Annotated in this window: 23 protein-coding genes; 15 read left to right on the forward strand and 8 right to left on the reverse strand. The window is 71.5% G+C overall.

Annotation, left to right across the window (positions count from 1 at the left end; translation table 11 throughout):
* The first annotated feature begins 102 nt into the window (after nt 1–102).
* Nucleotides 103–633 (forward strand): GTP-binding protein, encoded by a 531-nt coding sequence (locus F0L68_RS30895; RefSeq protein WP_149853485.1) that lies wholly within the window; start codon nt 103–105, stop codon nt 631–633.
* 21 nt (nt 634–654) lie between these two features.
* Here F0L68_RS30895 and F0L68_RS30900 read toward each other — a convergent pair whose 3' ends face one another.
* Together F0L68_RS30900 and F0L68_RS30905 are read right to left on the reverse strand one after the other, a co-directional pair.
* Nucleotides 655–1599 carry a carbon-nitrogen hydrolase family protein gene (locus F0L68_RS30900; RefSeq protein ID WP_149853391.1) on the reverse strand — a complete coding sequence of 315 codons (945 nt, stop codon included), beginning with the start codon at nt 1597–1599 and terminating at the stop codon, nt 655–657.
* Between the two features lie 63 nt (nt 1600–1662).
* Nucleotides 1663–3024, reverse strand: coding sequence for an amino acid permease (locus tag F0L68_RS30905; RefSeq protein WP_223199293.1), 1362 nt, complete (start codon nt 3022–3024; stop codon nt 1663–1665).
* Nucleotides 3025–3435: 411 nt separating this feature from the next.
* On the opposite strand from F0L68_RS30905, the gene F0L68_RS30910 reads away from it, so the two are divergent.
* Complete coding sequence (locus tag F0L68_RS30910) at nt 3436–4143, forward strand: response regulator transcription factor (RefSeq protein WP_149853393.1); 708 nt, start codon at nt 3436–3438, stop codon at nt 4141–4143.
* Complete coding sequence (locus F0L68_RS30915; RefSeq protein WP_149853394.1) at nt 4140–5573, forward strand: HAMP domain-containing sensor histidine kinase; 1434 nt, start codon at nt 4140–4142, stop codon at nt 5571–5573. Before F0L68_RS30910 ends, F0L68_RS30915 begins: the two co-directional genes overlap by 4 nt.
* Nucleotides 5574–5648: 75 nt before the next feature.
* Here the strand turns inward: F0L68_RS30915 and F0L68_RS30920 are convergent, their stop codons facing one another.
* Nucleotides 5649–6161 (reverse strand): SEL1-like repeat protein, encoded by a 513-nt coding sequence (locus F0L68_RS30920; RefSeq protein ID WP_149853395.1) that lies wholly within the window; start codon nt 6159–6161, stop codon nt 5649–5651.
* A gap of 152 nt (nt 6162–6313) precedes the next feature.
* Between F0L68_RS30920 and F0L68_RS30925 the strand changes: the two genes are divergently transcribed.
* From F0L68_RS30925 to F0L68_RS30940, 4 genes are all read left to right on the forward strand, one after another.
* Nucleotides 6314–6982, forward strand: coding sequence for a DUF998 domain-containing protein (locus F0L68_RS30925; RefSeq protein ID WP_149853396.1), 669 nt, complete (start codon nt 6314–6316; stop codon nt 6980–6982).
* Nucleotides 6976–9036, forward strand: a complete 2061-nt coding sequence (locus tag F0L68_RS30930) for a glycosyltransferase (protein WP_149853397.1) — start codon at nt 6976–6978, stop codon at nt 9034–9036. The genes F0L68_RS30925 and F0L68_RS30930 overlap by 7 nt, the downstream gene beginning before the upstream one ends.
* A 263-nt stretch (nt 9037–9299) precedes the next feature.
* Entirely contained in the window at nt 9300–9998 is a 699-nt protein-coding gene (locus F0L68_RS30935) for a helix-turn-helix transcriptional regulator (RefSeq protein WP_223199279.1), read from the forward strand.
* Nucleotides 9999–10152: 154 nt separating this feature from the next.
* On the forward strand, nt 10153–11304 hold the full coding sequence (locus F0L68_RS30940; RefSeq protein ID WP_223199280.1) for an alpha/beta hydrolase family protein: 1152 nt from the start codon (nt 10153–10155) through the stop codon (nt 11302–11304).
* Between the two features lie 7 nt (nt 11305–11311).
* On the opposite strand, the gene F0L68_RS30945 is transcribed toward F0L68_RS30940, so the two are convergent.
* The gene (locus F0L68_RS30945) at nt 11312–12586 is read right to left on the reverse strand and encodes an MFS transporter (RefSeq protein WP_149853398.1); all 1275 of its coding nucleotides are present in this window, start codon (nt 12584–12586) and stop codon (nt 11312–11314) included.
* 78 nt (nt 12587–12664) lie between these two features.
* Here F0L68_RS30945 and F0L68_RS30950 point away from each other — a divergent pair, with 78 nt between their 5' ends.
* Nucleotides 12665–13630: an ArsR/SmtB family transcription factor gene (locus tag F0L68_RS30950; RefSeq protein WP_149853399.1), complete on the forward strand. Its 966-nt coding sequence runs from the start codon at nt 12665–12667 to the stop codon at nt 13628–13630.
* Nucleotides 13631–13656: 26 nt separating this feature from the next.
* On the opposite strand, the gene F0L68_RS30955 is transcribed toward F0L68_RS30950, so the two are convergent.
* A complete protein-coding gene (locus F0L68_RS30955) occupies nt 13657–14310 on the reverse strand; it encodes a phosphatase PAP2 family protein (protein WP_149853400.1) in 654 nt (217 codons plus the stop codon).
* Between the two features lie 229 nt (nt 14311–14539).
* On the opposite strand from F0L68_RS30955, the gene F0L68_RS30960 reads away from it, so the two are divergent.
* Nucleotides 14540–16039, forward strand: a complete 1500-nt coding sequence (locus F0L68_RS30960) for an L-lactate permease (RefSeq protein WP_149853401.1) — start codon at nt 14540–14542, stop codon at nt 16037–16039.
* Nucleotides 16040–16143: 104 nt separating this feature from the next.
* Nucleotides 16144–17583 (forward strand): hypothetical protein, encoded by a 1440-nt coding sequence (locus tag F0L68_RS30965; RefSeq protein ID WP_149853402.1) that lies wholly within the window; start codon nt 16144–16146, stop codon nt 17581–17583.
* 36 nt (nt 17584–17619) lie between these two features.
* Here F0L68_RS30965 and F0L68_RS30970 read toward each other — a convergent pair whose 3' ends face one another.
* The gene (locus F0L68_RS30970; protein WP_149853403.1) at nt 17620–18672 is read right to left on the reverse strand and encodes a hypothetical protein; all 1053 of its coding nucleotides are present in this window, start codon (nt 18670–18672) and stop codon (nt 17620–17622) included.
* A 235-nt stretch (nt 18673–18907) separates the two neighbouring features.
* Here F0L68_RS30970 and F0L68_RS42755 point away from each other — a divergent pair, with 235 nt between their 5' ends.
* Both F0L68_RS42755 and F0L68_RS30975 read left to right on the forward strand, forming a co-directional pair.
* Nucleotides 18908–19054 carry a hypothetical protein gene (locus F0L68_RS42755; RefSeq protein WP_188316922.1) on the forward strand — a complete coding sequence of 49 codons (147 nt, stop codon included), beginning with the start codon at nt 18908–18910 and terminating at the stop codon, nt 19052–19054.
* A 4-nt stretch (nt 19055–19058) separates the two neighbouring features.
* Nucleotides 19059–19457 (forward strand): hypothetical protein, encoded by a 399-nt coding sequence (locus F0L68_RS30975; protein WP_149853404.1) that lies wholly within the window; start codon nt 19059–19061, stop codon nt 19455–19457.
* A 102-nt stretch (nt 19458–19559) separates the two neighbouring features.
* Here the strand turns inward: F0L68_RS30975 and F0L68_RS30980 are convergent, their stop codons facing one another.
* Nucleotides 19560–19958, reverse strand: coding sequence for a PPOX class F420-dependent oxidoreductase (locus tag F0L68_RS30980; protein WP_149853405.1), 399 nt, complete (start codon nt 19956–19958; stop codon nt 19560–19562).
* 199 nt (nt 19959–20157) lie between these two features.
* On the opposite strand from F0L68_RS30980, the gene F0L68_RS30985 reads away from it, so the two are divergent.
* From F0L68_RS30985 to F0L68_RS30995, 3 genes are all read left to right on the forward strand, one after another.
* A complete protein-coding gene (locus F0L68_RS30985; protein WP_188316923.1) occupies nt 20158–22224 on the forward strand; it encodes a glycosyl hydrolase family 18 protein in 2067 nt (688 codons plus the stop codon).
* 412 nt (nt 22225–22636) lie between these two features.
* Complete coding sequence (locus F0L68_RS30990; RefSeq protein ID WP_223199281.1) at nt 22637–24148, forward strand: DUF7405 family protein; 1512 nt, start codon at nt 22637–22639, stop codon at nt 24146–24148.
* Nucleotides 24149–24222: 74 nt separating this feature from the next.
* On the forward strand, nt 24223–24837 hold the full coding sequence (locus tag F0L68_RS30995; protein WP_149853407.1) for a Rieske (2Fe-2S) protein: 615 nt from the start codon (nt 24223–24225) through the stop codon (nt 24835–24837).
* An 18-nt stretch (nt 24838–24855) separates the two neighbouring features.
* On the opposite strand, the gene F0L68_RS31000 is transcribed toward F0L68_RS30995, so the two are convergent.
* Nucleotides 24856–25443, reverse strand: coding sequence for a DoxX family protein (locus tag F0L68_RS31000; protein WP_149853408.1), 588 nt, complete (start codon nt 25441–25443; stop codon nt 24856–24858).
* Nucleotides 25444–25480: the final 37 nt, after the last annotated feature.

Genomic DNA, 25480 nt, shown 5'->3' on the forward strand with positions numbered 1-25480 from the left:
GGCGGCGGGGGCGACCGGTGCAGCGGAAAGCTTGGTGCCACGGCGAGGCCGGCGCCCCCCGTCGACGGGGGGCCGGCCGGCCGAGCCCCGACGCCGGCGAAGATCGTCGTGGCTGGCGGTTTCGGCGTCGGTAAGACGACGTTTGTCGGTTCGGTGTCGGAGATTGTTCCGTTGACGACCGAGGCGGTGATGACGGAGGCCAGTGCTGGGGTGGATGACCTGTCGGCGACGCCGAACAAGGTGACCACGACGGTGGCGATGGACTTCGGTCGTGTGTCGCTGGACAGTGATCTGATCTTGTATCTGTTCGGGACGCCGGGTCAGCATCGGTTCTGGTTCATGTGGGACGACTTGGTGCGGGGCGCGATCGGCGCGGTCGTGCTGGTGGACACCCGCCGTCTTGCGGACGCGTTCGCGTCGATCGACTTCTTCGACGACCGGCAGTTGCCGTATGTGGTGGCGGTGAACTGTTTCGACGGGTTGCTGCACCACCGCGTCGAGGACATCCGCGACGCGCTGACGATCGACGAGTCCGTCCCGATCATCACGGTCGACGCCCGCAACCGGCAGTCCACCAAGCAGGCGCTGATCAACCTGGTCGAACGCGCCATGCGCCAACACCTGCACGCCTAGTGCGGTGTCCCGGACACCGCACTAGCCCGTCGTCGGCGCGTCGTCGAGGAACGTCGCCGGGGCGAGTCGACGCCGGTCCACGGCCAGCCGGAACACGTCCGGGCGGCCGTAATGGCCGGCCGCGTCGAAGTTCTGCCGCTCGGCCCGCACCGCGGCGGGGTCGAGGTCGGCGACCAGCAGCCGCTCCTGCCCGCACACCGGCTCGACGATCCACCTGCCGTCGGGGCCGGCGATCGCAGAGCCGCCGTCGTAGGAGGACGGCGTTCCGGCGTCCAGGATCGCCTGGCGCAGCGGGAAGTCCGCCGGCACGTCCGCGTAGTCGATCAGCGCGCCGACCGCCAGCGAGTACACCCTCCCCTCGATGGCGACGAACCGGGTGATGTCGCCGGTCAGCCGGCTCGACCCCGGCCAGGTCGACACGTGCAGCTGCGTGCCGTCCGCGTAGAGGGCGTGGCGGGCGAGCGGCATCCAGTTCTCCCAACAGGAAAGCCCGCTCACCCGCAGCCCTGCGACGTCGTGCGCGCGCAGCCCGTGTCCGTCGCCGGTGCCCCAGACCAGCCGCTCCTCGAACGTGGGCATGAGCTTCCGGTGCGCGCCAACGAGTCCGCGCACGGGGTCGAGCGCGACGAGCGTGCAGTACACCGTCCCACGGGACCGCTCGGTGATGCCGAGGTAGGTGAACACCCCGACATCCCGCACGGCGTCGGTGATCTCGCGCAGCTCCCGGCCGCCCAGCTCGACGGCGGCGTCCAGGTAGGCGGCGTAGGCGGCCTTCTGTGCGGCGTCGTCGAACCGCGCGCCGTCGGTGAGCGTCAGCCAGATCGGGTAGCCGGCGAGGAACGCCTCGGGGAACGCCACCAGCTCGGCCCCGGCGTCCCCGGCGAGACCCAGGTACTCGACGATCTTGGCGACACAGGCCTCGGTGTCCAGCCACGGACAGCGAACCTGGGCTGCGGCGACGCGCATCGGCACTCCTCGCGGTAGGTGCCCTGATCGTGGCGCGTGGCAGCCGCGTCGTCCAGACTCGCGCTAGTGCTCGGTCGCGAGTTCCTTCGCGTCGTCCGCATCGGCCGTGCGGCACTGGTAGCCCGACCGGTGCTTCCTGCTGAGCCGCCAGCCGGCGACCAACACCAGCGCCACCACCGGCAGCGCGTAGATGGAGTACCGCTGCACCGGGTCGAATCCGGCCATCAGCACCACCAGCGCGAGGAACGCCAGCACGACGTAGTTGGTGTACGGCGAGCCGGGCATCCGGAAGGCGGGCCGGGTCAGCTCGCCGCGAGCCGCGGCCTTGCGCAGCCTGGTCTGCGCGACCAGCAGCACGGTCCAGGTGGACAGCACACCGAGCGAGGCGATGGCCGTGGCGATGTCGAACACCTGGTGCGGCACATAGAAGTTCAGCACCACGCCGATGACGTAGACCATCGAGGTGAACAGGATCCCGCCGTAGGGCACGTGCCGCCTGCTCATCCGGCCGGTGAACGAGGGCGCCTCGCCGCGCTGCGCCAGCGACCGCAGGATGCGGCCGGTGGCGTACAGGCCGGAGTTGCACGAGGACAGCGCCGCCGTCAGCACCACCGCGTTCATCGCCGCGCCGACGCCCGGCACGCCGAGCCGCGCGAACACCGTGACGAACGGGCTCTGTAGGCCGCTGTAGGCGTTCCACGGCAACAGCAGCACCATCAGCAACACCGAGCCGACGTAGAACAGGGCGATCCGCCACACCACGCTGTTGATGGCCTTCGGCACGATCTTGCGCGGGTTCGCCGTCTCGCCCGCAGTGATGCCGACCATCTCGATGGCCGCGTAGGCGAACACGACACCCTGGAGGCTCAGCAGCGCGACACCGACACCGCTCGGCAGAAAACCGCCGTGCGCGGTGAGATTGTGCAGCCCTGCCTGGTCGTCGCCGATGTGCGCCGCGCTGAGCACCAGCCCGAGCCCGACCACCAGGAACGCGACGATCGCGAGCACCTTTATGATGGCGAACCAGAACTCCAGCTCGCCGAACAACCGCACCGACAACAGGTTCACCGTCAGCAGCACCACCAGCGCCGCGAACGCGCTGACCCACTGCGGCAGGTCGGGAAACCAGTACTCGACGTAGATGCCGACCGCGGTGATCTCGGCGACACCCGTCATCGCCCAGTTGAGCCAGAACATCCAACCGGAGGCATATCCCGCCCACGGCCCGATGAACTCGCGGGCGTATTCCACGAAACTGCCGGCGGTCGGCCGGTGCAGCACGAGTTCGCCGAGCGCGCGCATCACGAAGAACGCCGCGATCCCGCACACCAGATACGACAACACCAGGCTGGGGCCGGTCTGGGACAGCCTGCTGCCCGAGCCGAGGAACAGGCCGACGCCGATCGCGCCACCAATGGCGATCATGCCGATATGCCGGTTGGTGAGGGATTTCGCGTATCCCTCGCTGGTGGGCTCGGTGTCGTTCTCCGTCGCGTCGTCGTTGGTGAACGATGCGCTCACGCGACCCCTCCTCATGCTGCGCCAGGACAGCCGACCATAACGAGCGACCGCGCGTCGGGTGGTAATCGAATCCGGGTGATTCGACTCACGGTCACCCGAAAGAGTGCCCTTGGCGGTGGCGCGGCGCACAACGGACGCAGCGGATTTCGGCGCGGCGGCCGAGGATGGTATGGGAAATCGGCGGATTGAATTCCGCACCCGGCGCGGGCCGTCCGCCGGCCTGCTCTTACGATCTTCTTAGCGGTGTGACTGCCTTTCCCGCCGTCGGCTCGGGGCAGGATCGAGACAGGGCCGGAACGGACAGGGAGGCGTGGGGTGCACATCGTCATCGTCGACGACGAGGAGGCCGTTTGCGACTCGTTGTCGCGGACGCTGCGCTTCGAGGGCTACACCGTCGCGATCGCGCACGACGGCGCGCGGGCGCTGGAGCTGATCCGAGCCGAGCAGCCCGACGGGGTGATCCTCGACGTGATGATGCCCGTCCTGGACGGGTTGGAGACCTGCCGGCGGCTGCGCGCCGAGGGCAACCTGCTGCCCATCCTCATGCTGACGGCGCGGGACTCCGTCGGCGACCGGGTCGCGGGGCTCGACGCGGGCGCCGACGACTATCTTGCCAAGCCGTTCGCCCTCCAGGAGCTGCTGGCCAGGGTCCGTGCGCTGCTGCGTCGCACCGTCTACCTGAACGCCGCGCACGCGGCCGGCACACCGGTCGCCGACGGGCGGCTCCGGTTCGAGGACCTGGTGCTCGACCCGCTGACCCGCGAGGTGCACCGCGCCGACCAGCTCGTCCGGCTGACCAGGACCGAGTTCTCCATTCTCGAGGTGTTCCTGCGCCACCCGCGCCAGGTGCTCACCCGCACGATCATGTTCGAACAGGTGTGGGGCTACGACTTCGGCACCACCTCCAACAGCCTCGACGTCTACATCGGCTACCTGCGCAGGAAGTTGGAGGCGGACGGCGGGCACCGGCTGCTGCACACCGTGCGCGGCGTCGGCTACGTGCTGCGCGAGGAGCCGCTGTGACGCGGGTCGGGCGCCGCTGGCGCAGGCTCTCGCTGCGCAACCGGCTGACGCTCATCGCGGCCGTCGCCGTCGCGGTCGCGGTGATCGCCGTGTCGACGGCGGCGTGGGGGCTGATCAAGGTCCGGTTCTACCAGCAGCTCGACGACCAGCTCCGGGCCGACGTGCCGATCGCGTCGACCGCGAGCAGCCCGACCGCCGCGCTCACCGCTCTGCGGCCGGACCGGACGCCCAGCGACCCACCCGTGCCCGAGGACCCGTCCGGCGTGTCGTCGATCGTGGTGCGCTTCCTGGACAGGTCGGGGGAGCCGGTCGCCTACAGCGGCACAGTCGATGTGCTCGACCAGCCGACCAGCATGGAAAGCGCCATGGCCAGGGGTATCGGGCCGCGGTTCGCGCCGGGGCCCATGATCGAGAACCGGCACGGCTGGCGGGTTGCGACGCTGCCGACCGCGAACGGCGCGGTGCAGGTGGCCCGCAGCACCGAGGGCATCGAGAAGACCCTCACGAAGCTCGGCCTGATCCTGATCCTGGTCGGCGCGGGCGGGGTGCTCGGCGCCGCGCTGCTCGGTCGCACGGTGGCGCGCGCCGGGCTGCGCCCGGTGCACGCGCTGACGGACGCGGTCGAGCACGTCGCCCAGACCCACGACCTCAACGGCAGGATCGGGGTCAACGGGGACGACGAGGTAGCCCGCCTTGCCAAGGCGTTCAACGACATGCTCGCCGCGCTGGGCGCGTCGAAGACCGCGCAGCGCAGGCTGGTCGAGGACGCCGGGCACGAGCTGCGCACGCCGTTGACCAGCCTGCGCAACAACATCGAGCTGCTGATCCACGCCGAGCAACAGAGTGGCACCGGCCGGGTGCTGCCGGCCGCGGACCGCGCCAGGCTGCTCGCCGACCTAGGCGCGCAGGCCGCCGAGCTGACCGTGCTCACCACCGAACTGGTCGACCTGGCGCGGGAGAACAACAGCCCGGAGCCGTTCGAGCAGGTCGACCTCGCCGACCTGCTCGTGGCCGCCGTTGAGCGGACCAGGCTGCGCGCGCCGACGGTCCGGTTCAACACGACGCTGTCCTCGGTGCCGGCGAACGCCCGGCCCGCGTCGCTGGAGCGGGCCGTGCTGAACCTGTTGGACAACGCGGCCAAGTGGAGTCCGCCGGACGGCACGATCCTGGTGACGCTCGGGGTGCGGACCGACGACGGCCCGCCGCACGCGGAGATCACCGTGGCGGACGAGGGCCCCGGCATCGCGCCGGAGGACGAGCCGAGGATCTTCGAGCGCTTCTACCGGGCGACCGCCGCGCGGTCCATGCCGGGTTCCGGGCTCGGGCTGGCGATCGTGGCGCAGACCATCGAGGTGCACGGCGGCAGCGTGCGGGCCGAGCGGGCACCGAGCGGCGGGGCGCTTCTGCGGGTGCGACTGCCGATCGCCTGACGCCGACGATCACCGTGTTGGTGGTGTTGCCCGCCCGTTGCCCACCGTCCGCTCGGCAACGGACCGGCGACCGGCTCAGGACTCGCGGCGCTCCCGCAGTTCCCGCAGCGCGGCCAGCTCAGCGCCGGCACGCTCGTTGCCGGCCTCGACCGCGCGGGCGTACCAGAGTTCGGCCTGCTCCTCGTCTTCCTCGAAATCGCTCATGTCGCCGAGATTCGCCATCGCGTTGCCGTCGCCGAGTTCCGCCCCGCGCAGCAGCCACGGCCGTGCCGCCTCGCCGTCGTCCTGTGCCCACAACAGGAAGCTGCCAAGACTCTCGACGGCGCGCACGTCGCCGGTGGCGGCCGCCAGGCGCAGCGGCCGCTCGGCCAGGTCGGGGTCGCCGACCTCGTCGTCGGCACCTCGGTAGACCAGGTCGGGCAGGCGCAGCAACGTGTTCAGGTCGAGCTGGTGCGCTTCGCCGGTGTCGGCCAGGCGGACCAGGCGTTGAGCGAGTTCGGCGTCGCCGTCCTCGTCGCCGGTGCCCCGGTGGACCAGCTCGGCGAGCCGCCGCAGCGCGGGGGCGTCCAGCTCGTTCGATCCGTCCATTCGCCCGTTCTCCTTGCCATGTCTGGATGTGCCGAGGACAGTCTGGCCGATGGCCACCGAGCCTGGCCGGTCAACCCGCAGCTGATCGGATTCTCACCGGAACACTCTCGTGTTCTCATCGTCGTCTTATCGAGTTGCCCGAGATTTGACCCGTGCGAGAACACGGGTCGGAGCGCTGGGTCCACGTGGCCCTCGGCTGTTTCGCGGTGTCCGTGCTGGCGATCGGTTACCTGCACGTCGACCTGCGCGGCCGGGTCGACCCGCTCGCGCAGGTCGTCAGCGACTACGCGCTGGTCGGCTCCGGCGCGGACCTCTTCGACGTGGGCGTGTGCTCGCTGGCCGCCGGCACGGTCGCCCTGCTGGTCGGCCTGACCGCGGCGGGCGCGCCGCAGAGTCGGCCGGTGCGGGCGTTGTTCGGCGCGTGGTGCCTCGGGCTCGTGCTCTGCGCGCTGTTCCCGACCAGCCCGACCGGCAGCCCGCTGTCGATGTCGGGCCAGGTGCACCGCTTCGCCGGCGGCGTCATGCTGGTGAGCCTGCCGCTGGCGGGCAGGCTGTTCGCCGGGCAGCTCGACGGCGAGCAGCGCTGGCGGGCCGTTGCCGCGCGGGTCAGGACGCTGTCGCGCTGGTCCGTGGTCGCGCTGGTCGCGTTCGTGCTGAGCCAGGTTCCCGAGGCGACGCCCGGCCTGCCCGGCGCGCGGCTGCTGGCCGGCTTCGCGGTGCCCGGCCTCGCCGAGCGGGTGTTGATGGCCGTCGAGCTGGCGGTGCTGGTCTCGCTCGGCCTCGCGACGCTGCGCGCGGAGCGAAAGCCGTTGCCGTGTTAGGGATCGCGATCGCCTGCGCCGTCGCGGCCGCGTGCTGTTTCGCGGGCGCCGTGCATCTCCAGCACAGCGCCGTGCGCGCTGCCGCCTCGGCCGGCGTGCTGCCGTTCGCCGCGCTGCGCGGCCTGCTCTCCTCGCGGGTCTGGCGGTCCGGGATAGCGCTGACCGTCGCGGGCGGCGGCCTGCACATCGTCGCGCTGTCGTTGGCGCCGTTGGTGATCGTGCAGCCGATCGGCGTGCTGAGTCTGGTGCTGACGGTGCTGTTCGCGCGGACGACGCGCGGACCCGGCGTGCTGGCTGCCGTGCTGCTGTGCGCGGGCGGGGTCGGCGCGTTCGTGTTGCTGTCAGCCGGGTCCGCCGCCGACACCGCGACGAGCCCGCCGCAGCTCGGCCCCGCGCAGCTCGTCGCCGCGGCCGGGCTGCTGCTGGCCGCGATCGGCCTGGCGACCAGGGGAAGGGCGCGCTGCCCGCTGCTCGCCGTGGCCACCGCCGTGCTGTTCGGCTTCGGCTCGGCACTGGTGCGCGCTGCGGCAAGCGGCCCCGGCGGGCCGTCGCCGCTGCCCGCGGTCGAGGCGGTCGCGGTGCTCGCGGTCGGCGGCTGGCTGCTGCACCAGGCGTACGCGAGCGGGCCGGCGGCGATCGTCGTCGCGGCCACCACGGTGGTCGACCCGATCACGGCGGTCGGCATCGGCGTTGGCCTGTATGGGGAATCGGCCGCGCCGACGGCGGGCCACCTGATCGGAGAGACGGTGGCCGGGCTCGCCGCCGTCCTCGGTGTGCTGGTGCTGAGCCGACAGAACGGCACTGACGAACAGAAACAACCACCAAGGGAGAACGACGTGATGTCCACGAAGCCACTGCGGGTCGTGATCGGCGCGGACACGTTTCCGCCCGACATCAACGGCGCGGCGCGCTTCGCGCACCGGTTGGCCGTCGGCATGGCCGCGCGGGGCCACGACGTGCACGTGATCTGCCCGTCCGGCGACTCGCGGGCGAGCACGACCACCCTCGACGGCGTCACGGTGCACCGGATCGGCTCGATGCGCACGCCGTTCCACCCGACGTTCCGGGTCTGCCCGCCGTGGCGCGCGGCCGGTGCGGTGCGGTCGCTGTTCGCCGAGCTCGAACCCGACGTGGTGCACGTGCAGGCGCACTTCCTGATCGGCCGGTTCCTGGCCCGCGCCGCGCGCCGCGGCGGCGTGCCGTTGGTGGCCACCAACCACTTCATGCCGGAGAACCTGCTCGGCTACGGCCCGGTGCCGCCCGTGCTGCGCGCGCCGCTGTCCCGGTGGGCGTGGCGGGACCTGGCCAGGGTGTACCGCTCGGCCGTGCTGGTGACGGCGCCGACGCCGCGCGCCGTGCAGTTGTTGCGCGACAACGGGATGACCGGACCGACCGTCGCCGTCTCCTGCGGCATCGACCTCGACCTGTTCGGCCCTGCCGCGAACCGGCAGGTCGGCCGGCCAGAACCGGAGGTGGGCAGGTACAGCCCCTCGGTGTTGTTCGTCGGGCGGCTGGACGAGGAGAAGAACGTGCACGAGCTGCTGCGCGCCGCCGCGCGGTGGCCCGCCGACCTGGACGCGAGGATCGAGCTGGTCGGCGACGGTTCGCAGCGGGCGGCGCTGACCGCGCTCGCCGAGGAGCTGGGGATCGCGCACCGGGTGCGGCTGCGCGGGTTCGTCGACGAGGCCGAACTGGTGGAGGCCTACCGCCGGTGCGCGGTCTTCTGCATGCCGGGCACCGCCGAGTTGCAGAGCCTCGCGACGATGGAGGCAATGGCGGCGGGCAAGCCGGTGGTCGCCGCCGACGCGATGGCGCTGCCGCACCTGGTGCAGTCGGGCCGCAACGGGTGGCTCTACGAGCCGGGCGACGTGGACGCGCTCTCGGTGCGCCTCGCCGGGCTGCTGCGGGACTCGGCCACCAGGGCGCGGATGGGCGCGGCCAGCCGGGAGATCGTCGCTGGCCACGACCTGGACCGGACGCTGGACACCTTCGAGGATATCTACCTGGACGCGGTCGGCGTGGTCAGGGTGGGTGCGCTGCCCGAGGCGTCCTGACAAGCGAGGTTCGCGTTGTCATTTTGTGTCATGTCGTGTGACACGCGAACGATCGAATAGCTATCGAGTCTACCTGGACACTGCGTGACCGTCGCTACACGGAGGGAGGTGCCTACGTTTGGCCCTACGACGTCGGCCAATCGCCCTGTAACAATCGTTCATGCTCCGGCAAGCCCTGTCATGTGTTGTCATATAGTGGGCGCGCCGGTCATGCGGGCAGGGTCTGGTTCGGGTCGAACGAAGCTGGTGGTGGGGTGGGCGAGATGGTCGGTGGATCGGTCACGGCGACGAGGTTCGCGGTCGAGCGGGTGGGCGGCGCGCAGGTCGGCGGGTGTGCCGACGGCGAGGACATGTTCAGCACGATCTTCGAACGCTCCGGCATGTGCATGGCGCGCCTCGACCCGCAGTTCCGGGTGCTCGACGCCAACCCCGACTTCGTCCGCCAGTTCGACCGCGCGCCGGCCGAGATGACCGGGCGCGGCCTGCTCGACCTCATGCACCCGAGCGTCGGCGACCGGCTCGGCCGGCAGCTGGCCAAGCTGGTCGAGGGCCGCCGCTCCAGGGTCAGCGAGCACGTGGTGGCGCTCCGCGCGGGCGGCTCCGCGTTCACCGGCGAGCTGACCGGCGTCGCGGTGCAGGGCCACGACCGCAGGACCGGCGCGATCGTGGTGCTGATGCGGCCGGACGACCAGGCCGTGCCAGGGCAGGTCGTCGTCGACCGCGACCGGGTGCTGACCGAGGTCGACGCCAAGATCCTGGAGGGCGTCGCGGCCGGCATGTCCACCGTGCAGCTCGCCGCCCAGCTCTACCTGAGCCGGCAGGGCGTCGAGTACCACGTGAGCGCGATGCTGCGGAAGCTCAAGGCGCCCAACCGGCCGGCGCTGGTCTCGCGGGCCTACGCGCTCGGCATCCTCAGCGTCGGCAGCTGGCCGCCGAAGGTCCTGCCCAACTGCGTCAAGTAGCGGGGCGGCCCCGGCGCGGGGCCGGATGGCGTCAACCCGGAGAGGTAGCGCCGTTCATCCCTCGGGCCCCGGCGACTACGTACGTGGGGCGATGGCAGCGCACTTTTCCTTGTGAATCATAGGTTTCCCAGCCGATTCACAAGGAGGACGTGTCGTGATCCGTCGACTTCTTCCCCTCGGTGCCGCGCTCGCCGTCGGCATCGGTGCCCTCACACCGGTGGCGATGGCGAGCGCCGCGCCGACACCGCTCCAACTCACCCTGCCGGCGCCGACCGGACGGGAACCGATCGGCACGGTGTCGCTGCACCTGGTCGACCCATCCCGGCACGACGACTGGGTGCCGGGCCAACCTGTGCGCGAACTCATGGTGCAGCTGTGGTATCCGGCCGCCGACACCGAGAACTATCCGGTCGCGCCGTGGATGTCGCCGGGCGCGGAGAAGCATTTCCTTACCCAGTACGGACTTTCGACCGACCAGATCCGCCTGCCGGTGACGCACGGCCACGTCGGCGCGCCGGCGCAGCGGCGCGCGTGGCCCGTGGTGCTCTACTCGCACGGCTCGCACGACGACCGGAGCGGCGGCACCGCGGAGGTCGAGGACCTGGTCAGCCACGGCTATGTCGTGGTCACCATCGACCACACCCACTACGCCAACGAGGTCGAGTTCCCCGACGGCCGGGTCGTGCCCGAGGTGCACGACTCGGACGTGCCGCGCCAGGTCGCCATGCGCTCGACCGACACCAGCTTCGTGCTCGACCAGCTCAGGACGATCGCGGGCGGCGGCGACCCGGACGCCGAACACCGCCCCCTGCCTCGCGGCCTCGGCGCCGCGCTCGACCTGCACGACGTCGGCATGTTCGGCCATTCCTTCGGCGGTCTCACCACCGCGCAGGCCATGCACGACGACCCGAGGATCCTGGCGGGGGTGGACTTCGACGGACCGTTCTTCGGCGGGACGGCCGCCACCGAGGGTGTGACCGGGCCGTTCCTCGTGCTCGGCTCGCGCACGCACGACTGGCGCGAGCTGTTGCCGCTGCTGCACGGCTGGCACCGGGACCTCCAGGTCGGCGGCTCGGCGCACCAGTCCCTGTCCGACTGGGAGTTCCTGATCACCCAGGCGCAGCCGGTGCTGAAGTGGACACCGGAGCAGCTCGACCAGGCGATCGGCACCATCGATCCCGCGCAGGCACTGAAGATCGGCCGCACGTACCTTCGCGCGTTCTTCGACCTGCACCTGCGCGGCCGGTGCACCAGGCTGTTCGACGGGCCGACGCCGCGCTTCCCCGAGGTCCAGTTCATCAACTAGTTCGCCGTCACGCCACCGTGGCCGGCTGGGTCGCCGCCCCGTCGGCCGCGGTGGGCACCGCGCGCGTCGTCCGCAGCGGGGACAGCAGGACCGGCAGGACCGCGAACAGCTCGCCGAGCGTGCCGACCCACATCGCCTGTCGCACACCGACATACGTGCCGAGCACGCCGCCGGCCACGGCCCCGATCGGCATCGAGCCCCAGACCACGAACCGGAACGTGGCGGTGACCCGGCCGAGCAACGGTGTCGGGCACTGCCGCTGCCGGATGCTGACCGCCGAGATCTTGTAGGTCATGAAGCTGACCCAGCCGAGGCCGTTGAGCGCCAACGCGATCGCGAACCGCCAGTCGGCCTGGTACATCGGCACGGCGAGCAGCCACAGCGCGGCGCTCACCGCCATCGACAGCCACATCGCGGGACCCTGGCCGACCCGCGCGACGACCCGCGCCACCAGCAGCGCGCCGAGCAGCCCGCCAACCGCCTCGACGGCGAACACCAGGCCGCACAGGAAAGGCGACAGGTGGAGCTGGCCGGCGAGCAGCACCAGCAGCACCGAGGCGCCGATCGTGCCGCACAGGTTGGAGATCGCGGAGCTGATGGTGATCGCCCGCAGCAGTCGGTTGCCGAGGACGAAGCGCAGTCCCTCGGCGATCTCCGCACGCAGGTTCCCGGCCTTGGCGCTCGCCGGCCTCGTGTCGGGCCTGCGAACACCGGCAAGGAACAACGCCGACAGCAGGAAGGTGACCGCGTTGACGACGACCGCCACCGGCGCGGTGAGCGCCCCGATCACCGCCCCGCCGAGGCCGGGCCCGCCGACCGCGGCGACGTTACGGGTGACCTCCAGCCGGACGTTGCCCTCCACCACCTGCTCGGCGGTGACCAGCCTCGGCAGGTAGCTCTGAAAGGCCACGTCGAAGAACGCGGTGCAGACGGACATGCCGAACGCCACCACGTACAACTGGGGCAGGGACAACACATCCAGGCACGCGGCGACGGGAACCGAGCCGAGGAGCACGGCACGGCAGCAGTCGCCAACGATCATCACCCTGCGCTGCCGCATCCGGTCCACCCACGCGCCGGCCGGCAGCCCGATGACGAGCGCGGCCAGATACTCGAACATGACCAGCAGGCTCGCCTGGAACGGCGTGGCGCGCAGGGTTCCGATGGCCACCAACGGAAGCGCGACCACGGTCACGCCGGCGCCGACCTGGCTGACGGTGTCGCCCGCCCACAACCGCCGGAAGTCGCGGTGGAAGAGCAGGCTCGAACGGTTCGGCGTCATGGCCGTCAACACACCAGCTGGCGACGGGCGCGACCAACGTTTTAGCCTGGACGAAAAGGTCGGGGCACCGGGGGCGGCATGGGCGAGGTCAGGTTCGACGCGAACGACGTCGCCAACATCAGGTTCGCGATCTCGCCGCTCTGGGAGACCGTCGCGAGCCTTCGGGCGCTCGCCGACCCCGGCCGCCACGTCGTCCACCTGCCGTGGATCAAGACGGCAAGGACGGCGGCGCAGGGCCGCGACCTCGCGGCGCGGACGGCCCCGCTGCTGGGATTGACGGGGCGGGACGGCTCGCTGCCCGCCTTCCTGACGCCGCCGCCGAACTGCCCGCTCGCCGAGTTCGAGGAGGAACTCGCGATCGTGCTGGCCACCCCGGCGGCGCGGGTCAGGGCCGATCTCGAGGCGACGCAGCCGTCCTCGTTCGCCCGGGCCCTCGCCGAGGACCCCGAGCGGGAACTGCCCCGCCTGGTCGACGCGGTGCGCGGCTGGTGGCTGGCGGCGATCGAGCCGCACTGGTCCCGCATGCGGGCCGTGCTGGAGGCGGACATCTCGCACCGGGCCCGCCAGCTCGCCGAGGACGGCCTCGCCGCGCTGTTCGACAGCCTGCACCCGACGCTGCGCTGGGCGGGCGACCGCCTCGTCTCGACCGATCCGCGCAGCCCCGAGATCGAGCTGCGCGGCAGGGGACTGCCGTTGACGCCGAGCGTCTACGCCAACCGGTGCGTGTTGCTGGCCGGCGGCGCCGCGTCCTCGCCCGTCGCGATCTATCCCGCCCGCGCCGTCGGCACGCTGTGGGAGGGACGGCGGACCGACGTCGACGGGCTCGCGCGGCTGCTGGGCAGGAGCCGCGCCCGGCTCCTCGGCTACACGAGTTCGCCGAGCACCACGACGCAACTGGCCGCCCGCACCGGCCTGAGCCTCGGCGCCGTGTCCCAGCACCTCGCCGTGTTGCGGGAGGCCGGGCTGGTCACCAGCAGCCGCTACCGGCGCGAGGTGAACTACACCGCGAGCGATCTCGGCGCCGCGCTACTCGACCGGGCCTGACGACCGCCGTCCGGCCGCGCGTTCCGCTACGCGCGTCGACTCCGGCGGTCCAGCGCCAGAGCGAGCGCGAGCACCGTGCCGAGCGCGACGCAGAAGCCGCCGACGATGTCGGTGGGGTAGTGGTAGCCGAGCCCGACGAGCGTGCTGGCGACCGCGACCAGCACGAGCGCCGAGAGCGCCAACTGGGCCGTCCGCCACGCGCGGGTCAGCCCGGACAGCAGCACCCAGGCGGCCACCACCAGCGCGGACACGCTGGTGGTGTGCCCGCTGGGGTAGGACAGCCACTGCGCGTCCGCGCCGATGGTCCGGCCGGTGATCGGCTTGAGCAGCTCGGTCACGCCCAACGCCAGCGCGGGCCCGAGCAGCACGAGGACCAGGCCGGCCCAGCGCCGCCGGATCGCGCAGTACCCGGCCAGCGCCAGGATCGCCAGCACCACCGGCAGGGGGTCGGCGATGCGCAGGACGAGCCGCTGGAGCCCGAGGTGGGGGTCGAGCAGAGTGTTCACCGCGGAGGTCAGCGGCCGATCCACGCGGCCCGGCACGCGCCCGCCCGCGTAGACGACGCCGAGCGCGGCCGTCACGACGACGGAGCCGAGCAGCAGCCACACCGCCGTTCGCCGCCGCGCCTCGGGCAGCAGACGGCCGCCGGTCCGCGTCTGGTCCTGTGCCGCGTCGGTCACCCCGCCACCGTACGGGGCCGGCGCCGGGCGGTCCCGGTCAGCCGTTCCCACCCCGTGGACGGCGGCGATGTCCGGCAGCCAACCGGAGATCCGGTCCGGCGCGCACGGCGCGTGTCCCTGGCGACACGCGCGGCAACACCACTTCGTTACTCATCGAATTTGTTGATACCGGCGCGCGGCGCGCCCATGACCGGATATACCCAGCGCGACGTCTACTGGGGAGGACTCCATGAACGCGCTGCTGGCCGCACTGCCGCCACTGGTCGCGCTGATGTTGTTGCTGGCCAAGCGAAGCGCCGTCGTGGCGGCGTCGTCCGCGCTGCTCGCGGCGCTGGTCATCGCGGCGATCGCGTTTCCGGTGTCGCTCGGCACCCTCGGTGGGGCGCTCGGCCGGCTCGCGCCGACCGCGGTGGAGGTCGTGCTGATCCTGCTCGGCGGCCTGGTGCTCAACCAGCTGATGTCCGCGGCAGGCGCGCAACAACGGCTCGCCGAGGCCATTCTCGGCCTGTGCGGCTCGCCGACCCGCGCCGTCGTGCTGATCCTGCTGGGTGTCACGCCGTTCGCGGAGTCGGTGACCGGCTTCGGCATCGGCGTGGTCGTCGCCATCCCGCTGTTGCGCCAACTCGGCCTGCCGCCGGTGAAGGCGGCCATCATCGGCCTGCTCGGTCTGCTCACCGTCCCGTGGGGCTCCCTCGGCCCTGGCAGCCTGGTCGCCGCGCAGCTCGGCGGCGTCGACTACCAGCAGCTCGGCGTCCGCTCCGCGCTGCTGTCCGGCCCGCTGTTCCTGATCTCCGGCGTCGTCGCCCTCTCCGTCGCCTACGGCGTGCGCGCGGCCCTGGCCGGCCTCGGCGACCTGCTGCTCGGCGCGGTCGTGCTCGCGGCGACCCTGTGGGCGGTCAACAGCTTCGTCGGTGTGCCGCTCGCCGGCGTGCTCGGCGGCCTCGCCGTGATCCTGGTGCTGCTGCTGGTCTCCCGGCTCGCGCCGAACCGCGCGGCACGGCGTCCGGCCGACCGCGCCACCCGCTCGGCGGTGCTGCCCTACCTGCTGCTCGTGGTCGGCCTGCTCGGCAGCCGCCTGGTGCTGAACCTGGTCGGGAACCCCGCAGGCTGGAGCGCGGTGGCCAGTCCCGCGTTGTGGCTGCTGGTGACCTGCGTGGCCGGCCCGGTGCTGCTGGGCCTCGACACGGCGGGGGCGCGCGCCGGCTGGCTCGCCGGGCTGCGCCGCACGGCGCCGGTCGCCACCGCGACGGTCTTCTTCCTCGCGGTCGGCGTCGTGCTGACCGCGTCGGGGATGAGCGCGGCGCTCGCCGGCGCGGCGGCCGGGCTCGGGCGGCCCTACCTCCTGCTCGCGCCGTTCGTCGGCGGCCTCGGCGGCTTCCTGGCCGGCTCCAACACCGGCGCCAACGCCATGTTCGCGGCCAGCCAGGCCGCCGCGGCGCACGCGCTCGGTGTGTCGACGCTGACCGTCCTCGGCGCGCAGAACACCTCGGCGGCCCTGTCGATCATGGCGTCCGCGCCGAGGGTCGCCCTCGCCGCCCAGGTCGCCTCGACCGCCCCGGCCCAGACTCCGGCCCAGGCGCGGGTGCCGGCCCCGGCGGGCGGCGGCGCGGTGGCGACGACCGAGGCGGCCGAACCCGACGCCACCCCGCGCCGCGTGCTGCCGACCGTCGTGCTCACCGACCTCGCCATGCTCACCGTGATCGCGGTCGTCACGGCGATCACGGCCTGACTTCGCGATCACGGTGCTGGCGGTATCCGATCCGCTTCGAGAGGAGAACAATCGGGAGGCACGGGGAACAGAGACCAGCGCCGGGGGACTCTCGGAGGTGGTAGGTGACCGAGCGACACGCGCAGCCCGGCCGCGACGCGCCGGCCCTGGACTCGGCCGCCACCTTGGTGCGAGCCACCGCGCAGGCACTGCGCCGCCAACGGTTTTCCCGCCTCGGCCTTGACCGGACCGTCGGCGCGCGGCTGCGGTTGTCCCGCTGGCTGCCGCACGCCGCCCGCGACCGCGCGTTCGCGGCCGTCGGCGCGCTCGGCGGCGTGCCGCCCGGCCAGCTCGGCCACGTCGACCTCGGCCGGACCGCGCAGTGGGTCGTCGACCAGTACCGGCCCTCGGGGAAGCGGTACCCCGGGGTCGTCATCGGCGCGTCCAACGGCGCCGCCGTGCACCTGTGCGCCGCGCTGGGCATGCCGTGGCTGCCGCAGACCACGCTGCTGCCGATCCTGTGGCAGGGCAACGATCCCGACCGCCCGGCGGCCGCCATGCGATTCGGCCAGCAGGCCGCCGAGCCGCTGCTGGAGTACAACCCCGACGTCGTGCTGCACCACGTGCACGACGGCAACCAGGGCCGCGTCGGGATGAGCCGCACGACGTCCTTCCGGCTCAAGTGGTTGCGCCTGCCGCTCGCCTACCAACGGTTCGTCGACGAGCACGTCGAGCCGGGCGGACCGGTGCTGCTGCTGGACTGTCGGCTGCGCTGGCCGGCCACGAGGGTTGCCGAGCGGCACCTGTTCCAGACCGGCGGCTACGGCGGCCTCGACCCGGACGCCCACCTGCTCGGCAGCGCCGAGGTCGCGGAGTTCCTTGCCGCACAAGGATCGACGCTGCGGCACTTCGACGCGCCGCCCGCCGACGGGCCAGCCCCGGAGGGCGAGTGGGGCACCGCCCCCGAACTGGTCGCCGACGTGCTGGACTGGGCGGCCGCCCACAACCGGCCGGTGCACCGGATCAGCTTCGAGGACCCGCAGGCATTGTCCGCGCCGACCACCGAACTGCACCGGGAATGGTTGCGCACCAAGGGGTTCTCCGGCGACCGGCTGCTGGTCGAGTCGTACCTGATGGTCGATCCCGTCGGTGCGGCCAAGGTCGGGCTGGTGCCGTTCTGGACGGTGTTCCCGGTGCGCAGGGCGCAGGCCGGCCTCCAGCGCTACGTGGCGGACGTCGCGCCGGTGCGGGAGTTGCAGGTGCTGCTGTATCCGCACGGCGTTCGGTCGGCGGGCTGGGGCCCGCCCGCGTGCTGGGACAGCCTCACCGAGTTCGTCGACCGGGTTGAACTGCCCGCGACCGACCGCCGCAGGTACCCGGCCGACTACCGCGCGTTGCCGGCCTACGGTTCGCTGCTGCGCGGTCTGGCCGGCGGGACGCCGGAACTGCCCCTGCCGACGCTGTCGGCCGCCGAGGTCCTGGCCGGCCTGCGTCGCCTCGGTGGCACCGAGGTCTCGGTGATCGACGACGACGCCTCCGACCAGCCCCGGCACGGGCGGCGCTGACCGGCCGCCCGCGCCGGACGCGGTGTCGCTCGGGCGTCAGTCCCCCGCGCGGCCGCCGAACATCAGGTCCTCCCAGGCCCGCCACGCGGTGTACTCCGGCCGCCACCTGAACTGGTTCAGGCTGTCCGAGAAGCTCTGCGTCGGCGCTTGCACCGTGCGCAGGAACAGCTCGCCGACCCCGTCCAGCTCGACGAAGCTGATCGAGTCGGGCCCGGCGTCGAGCTGTTCGAACGCCTCCGGCAGCCCGAAGACCGGATGCGCCAACAGGTCGGCGACCTCGACCAGCGACGGACCGGCCGGCCATTCCACGATCAGCTTCGCGCCCTGCGCCCACGCGGTCAGCCACCCCGCGCGGCCGAGCAGCAGACTGCGGCGGAACACCGCGCTGCCAAGGGCCGCCGGCCCTGGCACCCGCCCCTCGGCGGCGATCCTGGATCGTTCCAGCGAGGTCAGCTCGCCCGGCTGGTCGAGCCCGATCCAGCGGGCGGGCGTGTGCCGCTCGCGCAGCCAGAGGTCGGCGAAGGTCGTCGCGGCGTGCCAGGCCCGCCGCCCGACGCCGGCCAGCACCACCCGCGCGGCGGGCTCGGTGTCGACCAGGTACAGCTCGACGCACCGGTCGAACTGCCGGTGCCGCAGCCCCGGCACGCCGTTGAGCTCGTCGAACACCACCCTCGGCAGCAGTTCGAGCAGCAACGGCCCGAGCGCGACCTCGTGCGGATGCAGCGTCAGCGTGTGGAAGGGCGCCCGCTCCAGCTCGACCGACCGCAGCAGCTGCGTCGGCCGCTCGCGGCCGTCGCCGGACCCGAGCTGGAGGTGGCTGGCCGAACTGGACACCGCGCGCAGCAGCCCCAGCTCCAGCTCCTGCTGCGCGACGCTCGTCGCCTCGGGAAACAGGGCGCGCCGCAGCTCGGGCGGCAGCACGGGCCGGTGGCCGGAGTCGGCGCGCAGCGCGTCGACGAGCGCGTTGCGGCGGACGTCGCCCAGGTCGGCCACGACGGGCCGGATCGCGGGGGTTGCCTGACTGGGGTTCTCGCCGGTGTAGCGACCGCGCAGGTCGACCAGCTGTTCGGTGAGTGACGTTCGTGCCATGACCAGTCCTCGGTTCCACCGCCCGGCTCGGCAGGACAAGGACGCAGTGGCGCGCGTCGCGTGATCGACAGGTGTTCCCGTGAGCAGGGGTACCTCAACCCTGCGGCGGATCTGCCACTCGTATGCCGGGGAGTGGCTCCTGCCGGGCGTCTGCTCACCACGCCTGGCCCGAAACTACCACGGGTCCAGCTACGGTGTTGGGGACAGACCGGTCAGTCGTTGATGGGAGTTCGTGGTGGGTGCCGAGGAGACCAGCTTCATCGAGTGGCGGGCGAAGGCCAAGGACGAGCGGCAGCACAAGCAGAGCTCGGTGAAGGTCATCGTCATCGCGGCCGTGCTCGCGGTGATCGCCATCGCGGCGATCCTCTACCTGGTGCTGTAGGGCGATGGAGGACGTCCGCTACGTGCGTTTTCACGCGAAGACCCCGAACGGACGCGGCAGCTACCCCGGCGTCTTCGGTCTGGTGAACGGCCTGTCCCGGACCGGGCGGCTGACCGAGGTCCAGGAGCGGTTCCGCGAGACGAACAACGCCTGGTACAACGCGAACTACACCGACCCGACCACGGTCGACCCGTCGGTCTACGACCGGGAGGCGAACCCCGGCGCCGCCGCGTGGTTCAAGCCCTCGGCGGCCCAGCTGATCGAGCGAGTCACCGGCTACCTGGAGATCCTCGACGCACACGGCGTCGGCTGGGTCCGGGCGGAGTCCACCGATCCGGGCAGGATCATCTACGAGGATGCCGAGCAGATCGTCGTGGTGCCGCACGCGCCTGCGGCCGGTTAGCTCGACCATCCCTCTGCCGTGCCGAAGGGGCACCTCCCGCGCAGCGGCGCTGCTGTTCGCGGGAGGTGCCCCTTCGTCGTGCGTCAGGGCAGGCCGGGCGGGTCAGTGCGCCGCGTAGCCGGTGAGCCGCTGTGGTGACACCCGCACGACCACGCGCACCGCGCCCTCCGCGTCCTGTTCGAAGGGCTTGCCGTCGTACTTCCAGGACAGCTTGTCGTTGAGCTCGACGCCGCCCGACTCCTCGATCTTGGCAAGGCCGCGGACCTCCACGTAGTTGTAGGGGTTTCCGTCCTCCAGGATGGTCACGCTGACCTGTGGGGTCCGCCGGATGTTGCGATCCTTGAGCCGCCCGGCGACCGTCGAGAACACCAGGTCGTCGCCGTCGCGGCCGATCCACATCGCGGAGGTCTGCGGGCTGCCGTCGGCGTTCACGGTGGCGAGCACGGCGAAGTTCCTGCCGTCGAGGAGAGCACGCACGGCGTCGTTCAGTTGCACAGTCACACCGGCAGGCTAGGCCCGCACACCGGGGACGCGCACGAAATCGGGACGAAGCAACACATTTCGCGACTCTGCTGCGAACAGCCGATTGACAGCCCGACACCGCTCGGCGAGGGTGTGCCGAGACCAAGTGGTATAGACCAACTTGGGTATGGACCACGTCTCCGGATGTGGAGGCGGGTTCCCGGCAGGAGGGGTCCCTGTGTCGAGCACCAAACGGTGGGCAGCCGCCGCGATAGCCCTGTTCGCTGCCCTGGGTGTGGCGGCAGCGCCGCCGGCCGGGGCGCAACAGCAGCCGCAGCAACAACAACAGGACAACCGGGCCAGGGACCGCGTGGTCTCGGCGTATTTCGCCGACTGGGACGTCTACGGGCGCGGCTACCGCGTCAGCGACATCCCGGTCGACAAGATCAACACCATCCAGTACGCCTTCGGCGTGCCGACCTTCGACAAGGCCACCGGCGCGGTCGGCTGCGGCATCCTCGACCCCTGGGCCGACTACCAGCAGGTGTACTACGGCGGCGCGGGCTCGGTCGACGGCATCGCGGACAACCCCAACGACCCGAACCAACACCTGTTCGGCAACTTCAACCAGCTCCGCAACCTCAAGGCCGCACACCCGGGTCTCAAGGTCGAGATCTCGCTCGGCGGCTGGTCGAAGTCCACCTGGTTTGCCAGCGTCGCCGCCACCGCCGACCGCCGCGCCGCCTTCGTGAAGTCCTGCGTGGACACCTTCATCCTCGGCAACCTGCCCACCGGCGGCTGGCCGGCCGGCGCGGGCGGCCCCGGCGCCGCGGCCGGCGTCTTCGACGGCATCGACATCGACTGGGAGTACCCGACCAAACTCGGCGCGGGCAACGTCGACTACGGCCCTGCCGACCGGCACAACGCCACCCTGCTGTTCCAGGAGTTCCGCCGCCAGCTGGACGAACTCGGCGCGACGACCAAGGCGCACTACCTGCTCACCGCCGCGCTCCCCGCGGCCACCGGCAGCACCGCCGACTTCGAGCTCGCCGCCGCGGTGCGGTCGCTGGACTGGGCGAACGTGATGACCTACGACTACAACGTGCCCTCCGGCCAGCTTTCCGCGCCCAACACGCTGTTCCGGCCCGACTGGCGCGACCCCAAGGCCGACGACCCCACCTGGAACACCACCGGCACGGTCGCCCACTACCTCCGCAGCGGCGTGCCCGCGAACAAGATCGTCGTCGGCGTTCCCTTCTACGGCAACGAGTACCTCCGCGTCCCCGGCGCGGACCACGGCCTCTACCAGAAGGCCGACAACAGCGGCCAGGACGGCAACAGCCTGGCGTGGGACGCGAAACCCCAGCCCTCCTACCACGACCTGGTCGACGTCGCCAAGGTCGTCGACAAGAACGGCAAGGGCGGCAACGGCTTCACCCGCTACTGGGACTGGTCCGCCGGCGAGCCGTGGATCTTCAGCGCCGCGCAGAACCACCACCTCTGCGGCGGCACGAACCCCGACGGCAGCTGCGCTTCTCCCTACCAGGCAACGACGACAACCACCATCACCTACGACGACCCCGCCGCGATGGCCGAACGCACCAACCTGGTCCGCGCCGCCGGCCTGCGCGGCGTGATGGCGTGGGAGATCAGCCAGGACTCCGACGACCACGCCCTCACCGCCAAGCTCGCCACCCTGCTCCCGCCGAGCGGCCCGCCCGGTCCGCCGCGGCAGCCGCTTCCCCCTGTGGTCAGCCAGGTTCCGACCACCGATCCGGTCGTGTTCGTCACCATCGACGATGGCTGGACCACCCCGGCCGACGGCCAGCGCCTGCTGCTTGACCAGCAGGCCAAGCCGACCATGTTCGTGCTGCCCGACGCGGTGGCCAACAACCCCGGCTACTTCACGACGCTGGAGGCGGCCGGCGCGGTGGCGGAGGACCACACCGTCAGCCACCGCGACCTCACCACGCTGCCCGAAGCCGAGCAGCAGAAGGAGATCTGCGGCGCGCGCGACCGCAACGCCACCACCTTCGGCGAGACTCCCAGCCTGCTGCGTCCGCCGTACGGCTCGTACAACACCGACACTCAGCGGGCCGCGGCGGCGTGCGGCATGCACGCCATCGTCAACTGGGACGCCGTCGTGGCGGACGGAAAGATCAGCTACTACAACGGAAGCCTGAAGGCCGGCGACATCATCCTGCTGCACTTCACCGCGAACCTGGCCACCGACGTCCAGGTCGCCCTCGACGCCGCCAAGGCGGCCGGCCTACACCCCGCCCAACTCACCAGCTACCTGCACTGAGCGGGCCGCCCACGACGGCGTGGGCCCTCGCGCGCTGAGTACCAGGACGGGTCCCGTGGATCTCCGTCCCGCCCGTGATCGAGTCGCGGCGGGGGAGGCCCACGGGGTCCGCCCTAGTGGATCCGTGTCCGCCTAAGGCATTTGTGCCCTATTGCAGGCTGGACCCGGTGGTTAGCTTCGCCTAAGAGCTCCTAACACAATGACTGTCCGACGGAGTGGCGTCCAGCTGACGCCTCGCCACGTTGTCGTCGCCCCACATGGCTCCGCCATGAGGGGCTCCTCCGCCTTGCGACGCGCCACCTGGACGCCACTCCCAGTCGAACGCCATCGTGTTAGGAGCTCTCAGTGGCGACGTCATGATCGTCCGGGCGCGGCACTCCACCCATCCCTGCTGTGGGGGAGGTACTCAGCCATGCACAACAAACACAACAGCGAGCAGGCGTCGACGACCGGGTCGGTCAGCCGTCGCACCGTGCTCAGGGCGGCCGGTGGCCTGGCCACCGCGTTGACCACCCTCGACCTGATCGGGGCCGGTGTCACGGTTCCGATGCGCAGCGCACTGGCCCAGGATGCCTGTGGGCTGCCGGACATCCAGTTCGACATCGGCAACTACATCGCCCCGCCGCAGACCGAGGAGAACAACGTCGTCGTCCGGTTCGGCCCGGTGAACACGACGTTCCTCACCGCGCGGTTGACCCGCACGCCGACCAAACAGGACCGGTCCTCGCTGGCCAACGCGCTCGCCGCGCTGGAGGCCAGCTACCCGTTCAGCGCGGGCGGCATCTTCACCTTCATCGCCTACGGCATTCCGTACTTCGCCAAACTGCCCGGCGGTCTGACCGGCCCGCTGGTGTCCGCCAGGATGCCGCGCCTCGCCGCCGACCACAGCCGCCTGGTGCTGGAGGAGGCGGTGGTCGGCCCCACGGACGTGTCCCCGCAGAATCCCGGCATCACCAAGCGACGGTTCAACGTGCCAGTGCAGGTCGAACAGAACGACGTCCTGATCACGATTCGCGGCGACGACTCCAGCTACGTCGCCGACGTGGTCAGGTGGTTCGGCGGGAGCAACTCGCTCGCCGGCCGCGCGGTCGCCTCACCGGTGCCGAGGCTGCTCACGTTCACGTCGAGTCGCGCGATGTTCCAGCAGATGGGCCTGCCGCGCTATGTCGCCGACCGGAACCAGCTGCCGTTCGCGAAGTTCATCCACCCGCACTCCCCGATGTGGATGGGGTTCGGCGACCAACAGGTCCAGGGCAGTGGACCGGCCGAGATCACCACCTGCGCCGGCAACTCATCGGCACGGCTGACCACGGCGGTCGCGGGAGACTACTTCGATAGCGCATCCGTCCAGCACCTGTCGCACCTCATCCTGGACATGGAGCAGTTCTTCGACTTCGACGCGGCCGGAAACCCAGGTCCGGACGGCGTCTTCACCGAACGCGTGCAGTACATGTTCCGATCGACGCCGCCACCGTCGCTCGGCAACCCGGACCAGTACACCGACGGCGGCGGCCCGTCCTTCCTGGAGACCACGTTCGCGGGCACCGGTGACGCCGAGAACAGCGCGAAAGGCATTGGAACTCCGGAGAACCAGCATCGGATCGGCCATCTGTCCGGCTTGCAGCGGTCGTCGCGGGCGGCCGACGGTACGCCGATCCACATCAGGATGGACGGGCCTGGCTTCGACAACCTGGACGTGCCGGACGGAAGCATCCAGCCGAAACTCCAGTTCACGGTCTTCGTGCCGAGCGCCGACTTCTTCGCCACGATGCGCCGCAACCAGGCGTCGCTCGACCTGGCCGCGGCGAACGCTGTTCCGGAGCAGGACAACGGGCTGGAGCGATTCATCACCGCCACCAGGAGGCAGAACTTCCTTGCCCCGCCCCGCCGGCACCGGGCCTTCCCACTGCTCGAACTCACCTGAGATGTAACCCGGGCACGTATCTAGTAGGGGAGTGCGCTTCGACAGACCGGGCTGCTCGTGGAGAGGACGCTGCCATGGACAGGCGTTGGGCGCGCGAGCTGGCCTCGAGGCTCGAGTGGCGGGGGAGGCACGGGGACGAGGCGCTCGTGCCCGTGCTCCACCCGAGCCTCACGGGAGGGGCGGGGCGGGCGCCGTCCGGCCGGGACTCGCCACCCCTGGCCGGCGGCTCCCGGCGCCGGTTCGTCCGTGGGGCCTCGATTGCCGCCGCCGCGGTGGCGACGGCGGTCGGGTTCGGCCTGGACCGCCTGGTGATCGGCGGCCAACGGTCGGTCGCTCGCCGTACCGGCACCGCGGAGCCGACCCTGGAGCCGTACTCCGGCCAGTGGCGCTTCGTCGCGGCCGGCAAGGACCTGCCGGAGGGCGGCGTGTGCCCGTTCGACCTCGGCGCGGTCGTCGGGTTCGTCGAACGCGCCGACGGCACGGTCCGCGGGATCGCCGGCGTGTGTACCCACCTGGGGTGCCGGCTGATGCTGGACACGCCGGCGCGGCAGCTCAGTTGCCCCTGCCACAACGCGGCGTTCTCGATGACCGGGGCCGTGCTGCGGCACCAACTCCCTGTCCCGCCGCCGGTCCTGCCCCGACTGTTGGTGCGCGAGGCCGGCGGCGTGATCCAGGTGTTCGTGCCGTAGTACGGCCCCGGTGGGCCGTCACGGGTTCTGCGCCTCCTTCGGACGCGGAGCCGCCGGGGTGCCGGAGTGGCGGCTCGCCGGCCTGAAATGGCTCAGGCGCAGGAGATGTGGCGGTATCGCGGTGTGGGGTCGGGCCCTGGGGACCGGCGACTTCCGCGTGGCAGCGGCCAGCACCAGACCGGCGGCGATCAGGACGACGTCCTTGATGACGTACTGGCCGGCCAGCGTCGGCTCGAGCGGATGCGTCCAGATCTCCCCTGGCACCAGGACAAGCGACGACATCGCGCCGGCCATCTGGACGAAGAACACCGTCAGCGTGAGGCGCGGCCAGAGGCCGGTGAGGAAACCGAGTCCTATCAACGTCTCCATCAACGCCAGCAGCGGCTGGGACACGCCAGGCGGGACCAGGTCGAAGGTGATGATCGACATGGCACGGGTGGCCAGTTCCACGGCGGGGCTCATGCCCGCGAAGAACTTCAGCATGCCGAACCACACGAACACGACGCCGAGGCACAGCCGTAACAGCGTGAGGCTGTGCGAACAACACCATGCCCCGACCCCGGCGGACAGGGATCTGAGACCATCGAACGACTTGTTGAGGCTCATGCGCTGGTTCCTGTTCTGCTAGGGAACCTGCCCGACC

It is taken from the genome of Solihabitans fulvus, from assembly GCF_008386585.1.
Taxonomy (GTDB): domain Bacteria; phylum Actinomycetota; class Actinomycetes; order Mycobacteriales; family Pseudonocardiaceae; genus Solihabitans; species Solihabitans fulvus.

What these genes read in the sequence shown, in the direction of transcription:
- F0L68_RS30960 (WP_149853401.1), top strand. Translation starts at nt 14,540, where the DNA reads ATGAACGCGCTGCTGGCCGCACTGCCGCCACTGGTCGCGCTGATGTTG.
- F0L68_RS30945 (WP_149853398.1), bottom strand. Translation starts at nt 12,586, where the DNA reads ATGACGCCGAACCGTTCGAGCCTGCTCTTCCACCGCGACTTCCGGCGG.
- F0L68_RS30975 (WP_149853404.1), top strand. Translation starts at nt 19,059, where the DNA reads ATGGAGGACGTCCGCTACGTGCGTTTTCACGCGAAGACCCCGAACGGA.
- F0L68_RS30995 (WP_149853407.1), top strand. Translation starts at nt 24,223, where the DNA reads ATGGACAGGCGTTGGGCGCGCGAGCTGGCCTCGAGGCTCGAGTGGCGG.
- F0L68_RS30970 (WP_149853403.1), bottom strand. Translation starts at nt 18,672, where the DNA reads ATGGCACGAACGTCACTCACCGAACAGCTGGTCGACCTGCGCGGTCGC.
- F0L68_RS30990 (WP_223199281.1), top strand. Translation starts at nt 22,637, where the DNA reads ATGCACAACAAACACAACAGCGAGCAGGCGTCGACGACCGGGTCGGTC.
- F0L68_RS30905 (WP_223199293.1), bottom strand. Translation starts at nt 3,024, where the DNA reads ATGATCGCCATTGGTGGCGCGATCGGCGTCGGCCTGTTCCTCGGCTCG.
- F0L68_RS31000 (WP_149853408.1), bottom strand. Translation starts at nt 25,443, where the DNA reads ATGAGCCTCAACAAGTCGTTCGATGGTCTCAGATCCCTGTCCGCCGGG.
- F0L68_RS30900 (WP_149853391.1), bottom strand. Translation starts at nt 1,599, where the DNA reads ATGCGCGTCGCCGCAGCCCAGGTTCGCTGTCCGTGGCTGGACACCGAG.
- F0L68_RS30920 (WP_149853395.1), bottom strand. Translation starts at nt 6,161, where the DNA reads ATGGACGGATCGAACGAGCTGGACGCCCCCGCGCTGCGGCGGCTCGCC.
- F0L68_RS30950 (WP_149853399.1), top strand. Translation starts at nt 12,665, where the DNA reads ATGGGCGAGGTCAGGTTCGACGCGAACGACGTCGCCAACATCAGGTTC.
- F0L68_RS30935 (WP_223199279.1), top strand. Translation starts at nt 9,300, where the DNA reads ATGGTCGGTGGATCGGTCACGGCGACGAGGTTCGCGGTCGAGCGGGTG.